This is a genomic window from uncultured Jatrophihabitans sp. (assembly GCF_964244045.1).
Classification (GTDB): Bacteria; Actinomycetota; Actinomycetes; order Mycobacteriales; family Jatrophihabitantaceae; genus Jatrophihabitans.
Genome location: NZ_CAXTHK010000003.1, coordinates 18,649 through 32,714 on the forward strand (window position 1 = coordinate 18,649; position 14,066 = coordinate 32,714).

The following is a 14,066-nucleotide window of genomic DNA, read 5'->3' on the forward strand; positions in this document are numbered from 1 at the left end:
CCGACACTCAACGGGACGGGACGGGACGGGACGGGACGGGACGGGACGGGACGGGCGGGGGGGCGGCGGACTACTCGCGCAGGTAGTCCAGCTGCGCGGCGACGGACAGTTCGGCGGCCCACCACACGGCCTGGTCGACGTCGGCGTAGACGTCCTCGACAATCGCACGCGGGGTGGCCGCCGGGCCCAACCGGTCGAGCGCGGAACGGACCTGCTCGAGGCGCTGCTGACGGTGTGCGAGGTACGCAGCGGCGACGTCGGCCACCGAATCCAGCTCCGGGCCGTGTCCGGGCAGCACCCGCGCCGGGCCCAACGCCCGCAACCGTTCCAGCGAAGCGAGGTACGGCCCCAGCGCGCCGTCCGGATGCGCGACCACCGTCGTGCCCCGACCCAGGATCGTGTCGCCGGTGAAAACGGCCGCGCCGTCCGCATCGTCGCTGCCCGCGAGCACGAAGGACACCGAGTCGGCCGTATGCCCAGGTGTGGCCAGGACCTGCAGCCGCACACCGGCCGCGTCCAACGACTCACCGTCCGAGAGCGGCGCGCCGCCGTGGCAATGGGCCGGGTCGGCCGCGCGCACCGCAACACCGGTCTGCGCATGCAGCCCGGCCGCGAGCCCGCTGTGGTCGTGGTGGCCATGCGTCAGGAGCACGAGCGACGGTCGGCTGGCGAGCAATCCTGAGAGGTGCTCGGCGCCCGGGTGCTCCTCGCTGTCCTCGCCGGGGTCGATGAGGATGCGCTCGTCCGCATCCGGCGCGCCGACCAGCCAGCTATTCGTGCCGTCGAGCGACATCGGCCCAGGGTTGCGCTGCAGCAACACAGCGGCGCGAGCCGTCACCGACCGCAGCTGCTCGTAGGACAGGCTCACGGCAACATCGAGCGCGGGATCGGGTAGCGGGTGCCGTCGTCGAGCTCGATGCTGACGGACCCGTCGTCGTCGATCTTGAGCGACGGACGCACCGGCGCGATGATCCGCTCGTCGGCGGCGGCGAGCACGTCGGCCACCGAGCCGCAGGCCTGGACGCCGAGCAACGTGACCAGGGTCGGCGGCAGGATGCTGCGCTCGCCGCGCTCGCCCTGTTCCAGCGCCAGCGCGATGGGCAGCCAGGCCGCCTCGCTCGACTCGGTGGTGACGTCCTGCGCCTCGGCGCCCTCGGGTAACGCGCCGACGAAGAACCTGGTGTCGTAGCGCCGGTTCTCACCCTCCGGGGTCACCCACCGGGCCCATGGCCGCAGTGCCGCACCGTCGACGGTCAGCCCGTGTTCGGACAACAACGCGCCGAACGCCAGCACCCCGTTCTCGACGTCGGCGCGGTGCTCGGGCAGATGGGCGCGCGGTGCCGTCAACAGGACGCCGGTCTCCTCGAATGTCTCGCGGGCGGCTGCGCCGACCAGCGCCCGGGCCAGCACGGCGTCACAGTCGAAGCGCGCCGCCACCCGCTCGACGTCGGCTACGGCGACCGGCAGACGCGAATCAGAGTCGTCGACCCGGCCACCGGGGAAGACGGTCATGCCGGCCGCGAACGCCATCTGGGCAACCCTGGTCAGCAACCACGCCTCCAACCCGTCGGTTCCGTCGCGCAGCAGGACGACGGTCGCCGCGTCGCGCACCGGCACCGGCTCAGTGACGTATTCGCTCCGCAAGCGTCGCTCAGTCACCGGACCTCCACGACCAGCTCGATCTCGACGGGGACGTCGAGCGGCAGCGCCGCCACCCCGACCGCCGAGCGCGCATGCGCACCGGCGGGCCCGAACACCTCGCCGAGCAGCTCGCTGGCGCCGTTGACGACGCCCGGTTGCCCGGTGAAACCCGGCGCGCTCGCGACGTAGCCGACCACCTTCACCACCCGCACCACCGAGTCGATGCCGACCAGCGCGTGCACCGCGGCCAGCGCGTTCAGTGCCGCCGCGCGGGCGTCGAGCGCAGCGTCCTCGGATGTCACCTCAGCGCCCACCTTCCCGGTGCGGGGAAGCGAGCCGTCGACCATCGGCAGTTGGCCGGACGTGAACACCAGCGACCCCGTGCGCACGGCCGGGACGTAAGCCGCGAGTGGCGGGACGACTGGGGGCAGCGTGATCCCGAGTTCGGCGAGCCGCTCGGACGGGGAAGGGGCCATGCGCTGAAGGTAACTGAAGGTATCGGTCGGTATCGGTCTACATCGCAGGCCAACTCACACCGCCTGAGTCCCATCGGGCAGCACCCGAGCGGGCGTCTTACGCTGACCAGATGGTCGCTGTCACCGACGGGCTCTCGCCCGCGATCTCCGCGAAGGCGCGCCTGCACGTCGTCACCGGCAAGGGCGGTACGGGCAAGACCACGGCCGCCGCCGCGCTGGCGTTGGCGCTCGCCGACACCGGACGCAAGGTGCTGCTCGTCGAGGTCGAATCTCGGCAGTCGATCGCGCAGCTGTTCGACACCCCGCCGATGCCCTACGAGGAACGCCATGTCGCGAGTGCCGCGAACGGCGGCGAGCTGCGCGGGCTGGCCATCGACCCCGAGCAGGCGATGCTGGACTACCTCGAGATGTTCTACAACCTCAAGCGCGCCGGCCGCGGGCTGAAGAAGATGGGCGCCGTCGACTTCGTCACCACCCTCGCCCCAGGGCTGCGCGACGTGCTGCTCACCGGCAAGGTCAAGGAATCGGTCGTTCGACAGTCCGGCGGCAAGCCCGTGTACGACGCAGTCGTCCTCGACGCTCCCCCCACCGGCCGCATCAGCCGCTTCCTCGACGCCACGCAGGAGGTCGCGAAGCTGACGAAGTTCGGGCCGATCAACAGGCAGAGCGAGGGCGTGATCAACCTGCTGCACGGGCCGAAGACGGCCATCCACCTCGTCACCCTGCTCGAGGAGATGCCGGTGCAGGAGACGATCGACGCCGCCGGCGAGCTCGCCGACCTCGGCTTCCACCTCGGCGCGGTGATCGTCAATCGGGCCCGCCCCGCCCTGATCACCGAGAGCCAGATCCGCGCCGACGGCACCGTCGATCCCGAGCTCCTTGCCGCGGGCCTGCGCGCGGCCGGCGTTGCGGTGGCACACGCGCCGGCGCTCGCCGCCGAGATGGCCGACTACGCGAAGCGTCAGATCGTGCAGGCCGAGAACGCCGCGCGGCTGGACAAGCTCGACCTCCCCCGCGTCGAGCTGCCCGATCTCAACCCACCCGTGCAGCTCGGCGAGCTGAAAGAACTCGCGGCCTGCTTCACCGGCGGCACCTCATGAGCCAGCTCGACGTCGCGGCGCTCGTGCGCGATCCGTTGACCCGGGTCGTCGTCACCTGCGGCAGCGGCGGGGTGGGCAAGACCACGACCGCCGCGGCCATGGCCCTCATCGGCGCGCAGGCCGGGCGACGCACCGTGGTGCTGACCATTGACCCCGCACGCCGCCTGGCACAGTCGATGGGCCTGACCGAACTCGACAACACCCCGCGCGAGGTGCACGGGGTGGGCGACGGTCAGCTGTTCGCGATGATGCTCGACATGAAGCGCACGTTCGACGACGTCGTGCTCGAGAACTCCACGCCCGACCGCGCCGAGCAGATCTTCAGCAACCCGTTCTACCAATCACTGTCCTCCTCCTTCGCCGGAACGCAGGAGTACATGGCGATGGAGAAGCTGGGCCAGTTGGTCGCGCAGAACGAGTGGGACCTCATCGTCGTCGACACCCCGCCCTCGCGATCTGCGCTGGATTTCCTCGACGCGCCCAACCGCCTGAGCCGCTTCCTGGACGGCCGGATGATCAAACTGCTGACCGCCCCGGCGAAGGCGGGTGGCAAGGCGTACCTGAAGGTCGTCACCGTGTCGGTCGGCATGATGGCCCGGGTTTTCACGAAGGTCATCGGCAACGACCTGCTCAACGACCTGTCGACGTTCGTCAGCGCGCTGGAGTCGATGTTCGGCGGTTTTCGCGAACGGGCCCAGCAGACCTATGAACTGCTCAAGCAACCAGGAACGGCGTTCGTGGTCGTGGCCGCACCGGAACCCGACGCGCTGCGCGAGGCCTCGTACTTCGTCGCGCGGTTGTCCGAGGAGTCGATGCCGCTGGCCGGCGTCATTGTCAACCGCACGCGGGTCACCAGCCCCGTCACCGGCGCCAAGGCGCTGACCGCCGCGCGGGCCGACGCCGCAGCCGACGCACTGGCTGAGAAGGCCGGCGATGCCGCGCCCGCCGTCGACCTCGCGCTGGCCGCATTGCGGGTGCACAGCGAGGTCGCCGGCGCCGCCGAGCACGACGCGCGGATGACGAAGCGGTTCTCGTCCGCCCATCCCGCCGTGCCGCTGGTCGCAGTGCCCGCGCTGGCCGCCGACGTCCACGACCTCGCGGGCCTGGCCACCATCGGCGAGTTGCTGGGCGCCTGAGCAGTCGCGACGGTCGTCAGCGATACCCAGCGATTCCCCGTACCCTGGCATCCCGTGGCAGCTTTCCCCGGACGACCGGACCCTTGGCAGACGCTGGCGAAGCTCTTCGTCGCCCTGGTGGCGGCCGGAGTGCTCGTCGCCGGCCTTGCGCTGCCCTATGTCGGGGGCCTGGGTCTCGTGGCCGGACGGGAGGCCGACAAGTTCCAGAACACCCAGTGCGACCTGCCCGACAGCAAGCCGCCACAGAAGACCACGCTGGTCGCCAAGGACGGCAAGACTGTCGTGGCAACGCTGTTCAAGCAGGACCGCGTCCCGGTGCCGCTGAGCCAGGTGCCCACGATCCTGCAGCAGGCGCTAGTGGCCACCGAGGACCGGCGCTTCTACAGCCACCACGGCGTCGACCTGCGCGGCCTCATCCGCTCGGCCATCAACACCTCGAACGGCGACACGCAGGGCGGCTCGACGCTGACCATGCAGTACGTCAAGCAGCTGCGTTACTACCAGGCCGGCGACAACCTGGCCAAGCAGCGGGCGGCCATCGCCCAGAACATCAACCGCAAGATCGAGGACGCTAAGTGCGCCCTCTACATCGAGGAGACGCTGGGCAAGTCCAAGAGCCAGATCCTGGACGACTACCTGAACATCGCCTTCTTCGGCGAGCACTCCTACGGCATCCAGACCGCGGCCGAGACGTATTTCGACAAGCCGTCGTCGCAACTGACGCTCGGCGAGTCGGCGCTGCTGGTCGGCATGCTGCGCGCGCCGTCGGACTACGACCCGTTCCTGCACCGGGCGGCGGCCACCGAGCGCCGCAACGAGGTGCTGCAGAACCTGGTGTCGGTCCACAAGCTCAGTCAGGCCCACGCCAACAGTGAGAAGGCCAAGCCTATCTCGTTGAGCACGAAGTCACCGCCCCAGGTGCGCCAGGGGTGTGCGAACACTGCGTCGAAGATCGCCAACGTCAACTTCTTCTGCGAGTACGCGGTCAACTGGTTGCAGAACGTCGACGGGATCTCCGACACCGAGCTGCAGACCGGCGGCCTGAAGATCGTCACGACGCTCGACCCGAAGCTGCAGAACACCATGCAGGCCAAGCTGGCCAAGGCCATTCCGGCGACATCGGCGATGACGGCCGTGCTGCCGGCGATCGACCCCAAGACCGGCAACGTCCTGGCCATGGCCACGAGCAAAACGTTCGGCGACGGCAAGGGGCAGACCGAGCAGCCGGTGTTCACCGCCCAGGTGGCGAACGGCGCCTCGACCTTCAAGCTCTTTCCGCTGCTCAGCGCACTGTCGGTCGGTGTGCCGAGCACCTGGCCGCTACTGACCACGGCCAACGGCAACTACCAGCCCAAGTACTGCGCAACCAAGAAGCCGGGGACGTCGAACGGCGACGCGGACGAGTCCTACAGCGACCAGGAGACGCTCGACTCGGCCACCGCCAAGTCGTCGAACACCTTCTTCCTCGGCCTTGCCGACCAGCTGTTCAACTGCCAGCTCGACCCGATGGTGTCGCTGGCCCAGAAACTCGGCATCGGTGAGCTGTCGGAACCCGACGGTACGAGCAAGCTGACCGTCGCTCAAGCCATCGAGTCGCAGCAGCGCGCGCAGCAGTTCGTCCTGGGCAGCGTGCCGGTCAGCCCGCTCGAGCTCGCCGGCGCCTATGCAGCCGTGGCCAACGGCGGCAAGTACAACGCGCCCGCGCCGATCCTGTCGGTCACCGACAGCGGCGGCAGCGCGCTGGCGCTCAAGCGCAAGCCGGGCGTGCAGGTCGTCGCGCCGGAGACTGCAGCGCAGGCTGTCAAGATCCTCAGCGGCGACACCGAGGGTGACGGCACGTCGGCCGGCGAGTTCGACAGCTGGTACAGCGACGACAAAAGCACTGTCGCCGGCAAGACCGGGACGGTGGCCGCCGTGGGCCGCAACGGCAAGGAGACGAGCAAGAACGCCGCTGTGTGGTTCGTCGGGATGACACCTGACCTGGTGGCGACAAGTGCGTTGATCAACTTCGACTACCCGAACCGAGCGTCCACCGGTCTGCCCGGGCAGAAGACCGGGACGGCGTACGGCAACTACGCGTCCAAGGTCTGGCTCAAGGCGCTGGGATCGACGCTGGGCGCGCAATCCTGGACGTGGGAAACGCCGGACGACGTCTCTGGCCAGGACGTGCCCGACCTGACCGGGATGTCGCTGAGCGAGGCCCGCACGGCGGTGGAAGGCAAGTTCACGATCGCCCCGCTCAGCACCAGCGATTCGTTACGGTGCCCGGCGTCAGCCTCGGTCGCCCCGTACGATTCGATCGCCTTCTACGGCCCACACAAAGCGCCCGAGGGCTCGACGATCCTGGTGTGCCAGAGCCTGGGCACGCTGCAGTCCATCTACGTCCCGCAGCCCAAGCGCACCAAGCCGAAGCCGCGCACGACCCGGCCCGGGGGCACCACGACCGGGTCGGGCAATGGAACAGGCACCGGCACCGGCGGGACCGGGACCGGCGGGACCGGCACAGGCGGCACCGGCGGGACCGGCACGGGCGGGACCGGCACCGGCGGGACCGGCACGGGCGGGACCGGCACCGGCGGGACACCGAGCCGCTAACGCCGCGCGTCAGCCCGCGAGCCGGCACACCCCCGGCGTCAGCCGGAAAGCTGCGTGCGCACCTCGCTGCTGACCCGCTTGCCGTCGGCCCGCCCGGCCACCTTCGGCTGCACCGCCTTCATGACCGCGCCCATGTCGCGCGGGCCGGTGGCTCCCGTCTCGGCGACAGCAGCGCGCACGAGCTCGACCAGCTCCGCGTCGTCGAGCTGGCTGGGCAGATAGCGGTCGATGACCTCGCCCTCGGCGCGCTCGCGGGCCGCGAGTTCCGGACGTTGCGCCTGGTCGTAGGCCTCGGCCGCTTCGCGCCGCTTCTTGCCCTCACGGGTGAGCACCCGCAGCACCTCGTCGTCCGACAGCTCGCGTGCGGCCTTGCCCGCGACCTCCTCGGTGGTGACCGCAGTCAGCGCCATTCGCAGGGTGGCGGTGGTCAACTCGTCCCGGGCCTTCATCGCAGTGGTGAGGTCGGCGTGCAGGAGGTTCTTCAAGGACGCGGTTCTGAGCTCACTCATGCTGTCCACCGTATCGACGGGCGCACCTCCGTACTCTGGGCTCATGGCCCGCCCCATCTCCGCGCCCACGCGGACGCTTGCCGGGATCGGGGCTGCCGGGGCGGGCGCGATCTTCTACGGCACGGTCATCGAGCGCAACGCCTTCGTACTACGGCACTTCGACGTCCCGGTCCTGACGCCCGGATCGGCGGCGATGCGCGTCCTGCATGTATCCGACCTGCACATCACCGCGCGGCAGCGCCGTAAGCAGGACTGGATCCGCGGCCTGGCCGAGCTCCAACCCGACCTGGTGATCAACACCGGCGACACGCTGTCGGCGCTCGATGCGATCCCGGCCGTCATGCACGCCCTCGAGCCGCTGTTTGCGTTCCCCGGGGCCTTCGTGCCGGGCAACAACGACTACTGGGCGCCACGGCCGAAGAACCCGGCGCGCTACTTCCAGCGACCCGGGGGCGAGCTGCCTGACGATCTCGTCCCGCTGCCGTGGCCCACCCTTGCGCGTGCGATGGCCGGCGCCGGCTGGGAGGACCTCACGCACGTGCGCACCACGGTCACGGTCAACGCGGACAACGCCTCCAGGGCCTCCAGGGCCGCCGGGGCCGCCAGGGCCGCCGGGGCCGTCAGGGTCGCGCTCGCCGGCACCGACGACCCGCACCTGGGCCGGGCCCGCTACGTCAAGATCGCCGGCGCCGCCGATCCCGACGCGGACGTCCGGATCGGCGTCATCCATTCCCCCGAGCCGCGATTGCTGGCGGCGTTCGCAGCCGACGGTTACGACCTGCTGCTGGCCGGCCACACCCACGGCGGCCAGGTGCGCATCCCGTTCGGACCGCCGCTCGTGACCAACTGCGGCATCGACCGCGCCCGCGCCCGCTGGCTGCACCAGTGGGACGGGGACGGGATGTACTTCCACATCTGCGCCGGCCTGGGCACGAACCCGTACTCGCCGATCCGGTTCTGCTGCCGGCCCGAGGCCACCCTGCTCACGCTGACACCCCGGCCATAGTCAGTCGCTGCGCCCGGTATGCTGGGCCGGTTGCCGTGTCGCAGGCCCTTGGGTGCTGCGGAACGCGACGGGGTGTGGCGCAGCTTGGTAGCGCGCTTCGTTCGGGACGAAGAGGCCGCAGGTTCAAATCCTGTCACCCCGACCAGGTGATGTCCCTAGGACATCAGCGACTCTCGTGCCCGCGGGCGCTTGGTCATCAATTCGGTGATCGCTGCCCCGTCGACGGGGTGGGAGATGTAGTAGCCCTGAGCCAGGTCGCACCCGAGCTCCCGCATCGTCTGCAGGAGCTCGGCCGTCTCGATGCCCTCGGCGACCACCTCCAGACCCAGCCGATGGCCCAGGTGGATGATCGTGTCCACGAGCGCCCGATCCTGCACCGAGGCGTCCACGGCACCCACGAGTTGTCGATCGATCTTGAGTTCGTCGACGGGCAGCTGGCTGAGCAGCGCGAGCGAGGACTGGCCGGTGCCGAAGTCATCCATGCTGATGCGGACGCCGAGGTCGCGGAACGCCTTCAGCGACGCGATGCTCTGCTCGGAATCACTCATCACCGCCGTCTCGGTGACCTCGATGATGAACCGCTCGGGTGCGCCGCTCAGGCTGATCTGGTCTCGCACCCGAGTGAGCAACCCTCGGTTGAGCAGGTTGCGGGCCGACATGTTGACGGCGACCTTCAGCTCGAGGCCCTGGTGCGCCCACTGCTGCTGCTGGGCGATGGCGTGTTCGCAGACCCAGGCCGTGAGCGGGTGGATGAGTTCGGAGGCCTCGGCCAGCATCAGGAAATCGGCTGGATGGAGCAGGCCGCGACGCGGGTGCTGCCAGCGCACAAGAACTTCGACGCCCACCACGACGTTGCGCTGCAGGTCGAGCTTGGGTTGGTGGTGCAACCGCAGCTCGCCATTGGCGATCCCGCTGCGCAATTCCGTGGACAGGCTCAACCGGTCGACCGTCGTGTCGTCCATCGACTGCTCATAGACGACCGCCCCGATCCGGGAGCGTTTCGCGGCATACATGGCGACGTCGGCATGCTGGAGCAGAGCTGCACTGGACGCTGCGTGGTCGGGGAACACGGCGATGCCGAGACTGGCCTCCGCGTTGACACTCACCCCGTCGAGAACAATCGGTTCGGCAAGGGCGCTCTCTACGCGCAACGCCGTGGCAAGGGCCCGCTCGTTTCCCGAGACCTCGGGCATCACGATGGCGAATTCGTCTCCACCCAGGCGGGCAAGCGTGTCCGACGAACGCATGCTCTTCTGCAGGCGGTAGCCGACCTCTCGTAGCAACTCGTCGCCGTAGCAGTGCCCCAGCGTGTCGTTTACCCGCTTGAAGTCGTTCAGATCGAGGAGCAGCAGCGCGACCTTCGACCCGTCGGCCCGCGCCGCGTCCAGCGTCTCGTCCAGGCGGGCCATCAGCATCCGGCGGTTCCCAAGTCCGGTCAGACCGTCGTGATGCGCCTGATGGGAAAGCAGCGCCAGCTGCTCACGTTGCGCGGTCCGCAGTCGTGCCGCATCGATGATCAACGCGCCTTCCAGGGCGAACTGCTTGGCGAGCTCGCGCTCTCGCATGTTCCACGCGCGGTGCCGCGACGCCTCGCCGCAGATGACCATGCCCAGCGACCCCTCGGCCGACATGAGGGGGATCGCGACGTAGGAGCGGAATTGCATGGTTTCGACGAAGCCGCCGGGCCGGGCCTGCTTCGACCCCGCGTCGTCCACGAGGTCCGGGCCACCCAGGCGCTGGAGGGTCTGCCAGACCGGGGACAGCGCCGCGACCTTGCCGTTGAGGGACGCCGCCAGCGCATCGCTGAGCTCATCGGTGACGCCAACCCCTACCGCAAAGCAGATGAGTCCTGCGTCATCGATCACGTACACGCCGGCCCGCTCGGTCTGGAAGGCGTCGGCGGCCACGCGGGCGAGCACCGTCCCGGCTTCCCGGACGTCCCGGGCATTGCCGCCCTCGACGAACAGTCGACGAACCGCGCGCGAAGACTGTTCGGCAAACGCCGCCTCGGCGCGCTCGGCCGCGGCGTCCAGCGTGGTTGTCAGGAAGCGGACCAGGTCGTCGAGCGCCGGCGTGCTGCGGGCGGAGTGCGCGAGATCCGATTCGGTCGCAACCACCAACACGCCGAGCAGCCCGCGTTCGCTCCGAAGCGGGTAGCCGACCACGCTGCGGCCGACCACCAGCTCATCGAACGCGAGCTCGCCACCCAGCTCGTGGAGCTTGTCGTCCGACACAGCCAGATCGCCTGCCAGGCGTGCCCAGCCGTTCGTCGACGCGTCCCGAACGAGCACGCTGGCAGAGTCGGCGGCCGATTCGCCCAGGGCGAGGCGCAGACCAGCGGCGATCGACGAGCGGACCGCAGGGTCATAGGCGAGCGGAGTCGGCAGTTCCGATCCGGACATGAACCAATTCCTCTCGCCGCCACTCAGCCGGGCAGTGATGTCCTCATCATCGGCAGTCCGGCGCCGATGATGAGCCCCGCCGCGCATGACAGTCTTCCCGCTCACAGGTCGGGCTTTCGTGTCTCAGCCGCCGGGTTCTACAGGGGAAATCCGTCCTCGCGTCAGGAGCGCAGCCCGACGTCCTAGGCTCGGTGCATGTCCACAGAGGCCGCGAAGATCCGAGTTGTCGGCGACCCGGTGCTGGCGACCCCAGCCCGCGCAGTCGAGGTCTTCGACGGCGCGCTGGCTCGCCTCATCGACGAGCTGTTCGCGTCCCTGGCCGTGGCCGAGGGCGTGGGTCTGGCGGCGCCGCAGATCGGCTCGGACCTCGCGGTCTTCGTCTATGACTGCCCCGACGGGACGGGCGAGCGGATCCGCGGGCACGTCGTCAACCCCAGCATCGAGACGAGCGGTGAGCCCAACGTCGGCGAAGAGGGATGCCTCTCGGTGCCCGGCCCGTTCCACGAGCTCACCCGCGCCTCGCACGCCGTCGTGCGGGGCGTCGACCTGCACGGCGAGCCGGTCGAGGTCAGCGGTGACGGCTACTTCGCCCGCTGCCTGCAGCACGAGACGGATCACTTGCGCGGTGTGCTCTACATCGACCATCTGCCGCGCAACCGCCGGCGGCGGGTGTTGCGCGAGATGGAGCCCTTCGAGTGGAACGCGCCCATCCCCGGCTGATCGGGCCCCGGGTGATCGGCCCCCTCTGATCAGATCAGGAGTTCGGCAATCTGCACCGCGTTGAGCGCGGCGCCCTTGCGCAGGTTGTCATTGCTGACGAACAGCGCGAGCCCGCGGTGGTCGTCAACGCCCGGGTCCTGGCGGATGCGTCCGACGTAGGAAGGGTCCCGGCCGGCGGCCTGCAGCGGCGTGGGCACAGCCGACAGCTCGACGCCGGGTGCCGCGGCCAGTAGCTCAGTAGCCCGAGCTACGGTCAGCGGCCGCTCGAATTCGGCGTTGATCGACAGCGAGTGGCCGGCGAACACCGGCACCCGCACGCATGTGCCCGACACGCGCAGGCCGGGAATGGCGAGGATCTTGCGCGACTCGTTGCGCAGCTTCTTCTCCTCGTCGGTCTCGAACTCGCCGTCGTCGACGATCGAACCGGCCAGCGCCAGCACGTTGAAGGCGATGGGCTGCGAGAATTTCACCGGATCGGGGAAGGTGACCGCCGACCCGTCGTGGGTGAGGTCGGCCAGTTCGCCCGAGGCCTTACGCACCTGACCCTCGAGCTCGTCGACACCGGCCAGTCCGGCGCCCGACACCGCCTGATAGGTCGACACCACAAGACGGACCAGGCCGGCCTCGTCGTGCAGCGGCTTGAGCACCGGCATGGCGGCCATCGTGGTGCAGTTCGGGTTGGCGATGATGCCCTTCGGGGCGTTGTGCACCTCGGCCCCGTTGACCTCGGCCACCACCAACGGGACGTCGGGGTCCATCCGCCAGGCGCTCGAATTGTCGATCACGGTGACGCCGGCCGCAGCAAACTTCGGCGCGAGTTCCTTCGACGTCGACCCGCCTGCGGAGAACAGTGCGATGTCGAGCCCGGATGGGTCGGCGACCGCGGCGTCCTCGATGCGGACGTCGACGCCCTCCCACGTCAGCGTGTTCCCTGCCGAGCGCGCCGACGCGAAGTAGCGGATCTCGTCCACCGGGAAATTCCGCTCGGCAAGCAGCCTGCGCATCACGGTGCCCACCTGGCCGGTGGCGCCGATGATTCCTACTCTGGCCATCAGCGATCCTCCTCCGGACCGCTCGCTGCGCTCGGGGCCGTCATCGGAGCGCTACCCGCCTGGCGGCGGGGCCGCGTCGCGGCGGCCAGGCTCTTCGCGCGAGCGCTCATCGCGTTGGTGGTCACCATTCCTCGGTGCAGTTCCAGCTTCATCGGCCCGTTCCTCCGTAGACAACTGCGGGGCCGTCGTCGGGGGAGGCGCCGAGTTCGAAGGCGTCGTGCACGACGCGGACGGCCTCGTCGAGGTCGGTGTCGCGGACGACGACGGAGATGCGGATCTCGGACGTCGAGATCATCTCCATGTTGATGCCGGCCTCGGACAGCGCGGTGAAGAAGCGCGCCGAGACGCCGGGGTGCGAGCGCATGCCCGCGCCGACGAGCGAGAGCTTGCCGACGTGGTCGTCGTAGAGCAGGTCGGAGAAACCGACCTCGGCCTGGATGCGCTTGAGCGCGGTGAGCGCCGTGGTGCCGTCGGTGGCCGGCAGCGTGAAGGACACGTCGGTGCGGCCCGTGCCACCCGTCGACACGTTCTGCACGATCATGTCGATGTTGATCTCGGCATTGGCGAGCTCGCGGAAGATCGCAGCGGCCTGGCCCGGCTTGTCGGGCACGTTGACGACGGTGATCTTGACCTCGCTGCGGTCGTGCGCGACGCCGCTGATGATCGCCTGTTCCACCGGGAGGTCCTCCATGGATCCGCTGACTGTGGTGCCGGGCTTCGTCGAGAACGACGACCGGACGTGAATGGGCATGCCGTAGCGCCTGGCGTACTCGACGCTGCGCAGGTGCAGGATCTTGGCGCCGCTCGCGGCGAGCTCGAGCATCTCCTCGAACGTCACCTGCTCGAGGCGCTTCGCGTTCGGAACGATGCGGGGGTCGGCGCTGTAGACGCCGTCGACGTCGGTGTAGATCTCGCAGACGTCGGCCTTCAGCGCAGCCGCGATGGCCACCGCCGTGGTGTCCGACCCGCCGCGGCCGAGCGTCGTGATGTTCATGGTCTCTTTCGAGAAGCCCTGGAACCCCGCGACGATGGCGATGTTGCCCTGAGCGATCGAACCCTCGATGCGCCCGGGCGTGACGTCGACGATGCGGGCCTTGCCGTGCACCGACGTGGTGAGCACGCCCGCCTGCGAGCCGGTGAACGACTCGGCCTTGTAGCCGAGCGAATTGATGGCCATGGCCAGCAGGGCCATGGAGATCCGCTCGCCGGCGGTGAGCAGCATGTCGAACTCGCGGCCCTCGGGCACCGGAACGATCTGCTCGGCGAGGTCGATGAGCTCGTCGGTGGTGTCGCCCATGGCTGACACGACGACGGCGACATCGTGGCCGTCGCGCTTGGTGGCGACGATGCGTTCGGCAACGCGCTTGATCCGCTCTGCGTCGGCGACGGAGGAGCCGCCGTACTTCTGCACGACGAGACTCACTGCACG

General features: G+C 69.4%; 12 protein-coding genes and 1 tRNA gene. 6 read left to right on the forward strand and 7 right to left on the reverse strand.

Annotation, left to right across the window (positions count from 1 at the left end; all coding sequences use genetic code 11):
- Positions 1-70: 70 nt before the first annotated feature.
- Genes ACFFC4_RS03165 through ACFFC4_RS03175 form a run of 3 tightly spaced genes read right to left on the reverse strand, consistent with a single transcriptional unit; the run spans position 71 to position 2,117 of the window.
- Positions 71-868: an MBL fold metallo-hydrolase gene (locus tag ACFFC4_RS03165; protein WP_375497711.1), complete on the reverse strand. Its 798-nt coding sequence runs from the start codon at positions 866-868 to the stop codon at positions 71-73.
- The gene (locus ACFFC4_RS03170) at positions 865-1,659 is read right to left on the reverse strand and encodes an NUDIX hydrolase (protein ID WP_375497713.1); all 795 of its coding nucleotides are present in this window, start codon (positions 1,657-1,659) and stop codon (positions 865-867) included. Before ACFFC4_RS03170 ends, ACFFC4_RS03165 begins: the two co-directional genes overlap by 4 nt.
- On the reverse strand, positions 1,656-2,117 hold the full coding sequence (locus ACFFC4_RS03175; protein WP_375497715.1) for a RidA family protein: 462 nt from the start codon (positions 2,115-2,117) through the stop codon (positions 1,656-1,658). Before ACFFC4_RS03175 ends, ACFFC4_RS03170 begins: the two co-directional genes overlap by 4 nt.
- 110 nt (positions 2,118-2,227) lie before the next feature.
- On the opposite strand from ACFFC4_RS03175, the gene ACFFC4_RS03180 reads away from it, so the two are divergent.
- The 3 genes from ACFFC4_RS03180 to ACFFC4_RS03190 are packed head-to-tail and all read left to right on the forward strand — an operon-like array spanning position 2,228 to position 6,948.
- Positions 2,228-3,217 (forward strand): ArsA-related P-loop ATPase, encoded by a 990-nt coding sequence (locus tag ACFFC4_RS03180; protein WP_375497717.1) that lies wholly within the window; start codon positions 2,228-2,230, stop codon positions 3,215-3,217.
- A complete protein-coding gene (locus ACFFC4_RS03185) occupies positions 3,214-4,353 on the forward strand; it encodes an ArsA family ATPase (protein WP_375497719.1) in 1,140 nt (379 codons plus the stop codon). Before ACFFC4_RS03180 ends, ACFFC4_RS03185 begins: the two co-directional genes overlap by 4 nt.
- A gap of 54 nt (positions 4,354-4,407) precedes the next feature.
- Positions 4,408-6,948, forward strand: coding sequence for a transglycosylase domain-containing protein (locus ACFFC4_RS03190; RefSeq protein ID WP_375497721.1), 2,541 nt, complete (start codon positions 4,408-4,410; stop codon positions 6,946-6,948).
- A gap of 38 nt (positions 6,949-6,986) precedes the next feature.
- Here the strand turns inward: ACFFC4_RS03190 and ACFFC4_RS03195 are convergent, their stop codons facing one another.
- Positions 6,987-7,457: a GatB/YqeY domain-containing protein gene (locus ACFFC4_RS03195; RefSeq protein WP_375497723.1), complete on the reverse strand. Its 471-nt coding sequence runs from the start codon at positions 7,455-7,457 to the stop codon at positions 6,987-6,989.
- A gap of 43 nt (positions 7,458-7,500) precedes the next feature.
- On the opposite strand from ACFFC4_RS03195, the gene ACFFC4_RS03200 reads away from it, so the two are divergent.
- On the forward strand, positions 7,501-8,463 hold the full coding sequence (locus tag ACFFC4_RS03200) for a metallophosphoesterase (protein WP_375497725.1): 963 nt from the start codon (positions 7,501-7,503) through the stop codon (positions 8,461-8,463).
- Between the two features lie 68 nt (positions 8,464-8,531).
- Positions 8,532-8,608: transfer RNA gene (locus ACFFC4_RS03205), tRNA-Pro, on the forward strand.
- 10 nt (positions 8,609-8,618) lie between these two features.
- On the opposite strand, the gene ACFFC4_RS03210 is transcribed toward ACFFC4_RS03205, so the two are convergent.
- Positions 8,619-10,865 carry a putative bifunctional diguanylate cyclase/phosphodiesterase gene (locus tag ACFFC4_RS03210; protein WP_375497727.1) on the reverse strand — a complete coding sequence of 749 codons (2,247 nt, stop codon included), beginning with the start codon at positions 10,863-10,865 and terminating at the stop codon, positions 8,619-8,621.
- A 195-nt stretch (positions 10,866-11,060) separates the two neighbouring features.
- Between ACFFC4_RS03210 and def the strand changes: the two genes are divergently transcribed.
- Entirely contained in the window at positions 11,061-11,585 is a 525-nt protein-coding gene (gene def / locus ACFFC4_RS03215; protein ID WP_375497729.1) for a peptide deformylase, read from the forward strand.
- Positions 11,586-11,614: 29 nt separating this feature from the next.
- On the opposite strand, the gene ACFFC4_RS03220 is transcribed toward def, so the two are convergent.
- Together ACFFC4_RS03220 and ACFFC4_RS03225 are read right to left on the reverse strand one after the other, a co-directional pair.
- Complete coding sequence (locus ACFFC4_RS03220; protein WP_375497731.1) at positions 11,615-12,637, reverse strand: aspartate-semialdehyde dehydrogenase; 1,023 nt, start codon at positions 12,635-12,637, stop codon at positions 11,615-11,617.
- Positions 12,638-12,785: 148 nt separating this feature from the next.
- A complete protein-coding gene (locus ACFFC4_RS03225; RefSeq protein WP_375497733.1) occupies positions 12,786-14,060 on the reverse strand; it encodes an aspartate kinase in 1,275 nt (424 codons plus the stop codon).
- Positions 14,061-14,066 lie beyond the last annotated feature (6 nt).

Excerpts from the sequence above, each read along its gene's own strand:
- ACFFC4_RS03175 (WP_375497715.1), bottom strand. The coding sequence starts at position 2,117 with ATGGCCCCTTCCCCGTCCGAGCGGCTCGCCGAACTCGGGATCACGCTG.
- def (WP_375497729.1), top strand. The coding sequence starts at position 11,061 with ATGTCCACAGAGGCCGCGAAGATCCGAGTTGTCGGCGACCCGGTGCTG.
- ACFFC4_RS03195 (WP_375497723.1), bottom strand. The coding sequence starts at position 7,457 with ATGAGTGAGCTCAGAACCGCGTCCTTGAAGAACCTCCTGCACGCCGAC.
- ACFFC4_RS03180 (WP_375497717.1), top strand. The coding sequence starts at position 2,228 with ATGGTCGCTGTCACCGACGGGCTCTCGCCCGCGATCTCCGCGAAGGCG.
- ACFFC4_RS03220 (WP_375497731.1), bottom strand. The coding sequence starts at position 12,637 with ATGGCCAGAGTAGGAATCATCGGCGCCACCGGCCAGGTGGGCACCGTG.
- ACFFC4_RS03200 (WP_375497725.1), top strand. The coding sequence starts at position 7,501 with ATGGCCCGCCCCATCTCCGCGCCCACGCGGACGCTTGCCGGGATCGGG.
- ACFFC4_RS03210 (WP_375497727.1), bottom strand. The coding sequence starts at position 10,865 with ATGTCCGGATCGGAACTGCCGACTCCGCTCGCCTATGACCCTGCGGTC.
- ACFFC4_RS03185 (WP_375497719.1), top strand. The coding sequence starts at position 3,214 with ATGAGCCAGCTCGACGTCGCGGCGCTCGTGCGCGATCCGTTGACCCGG.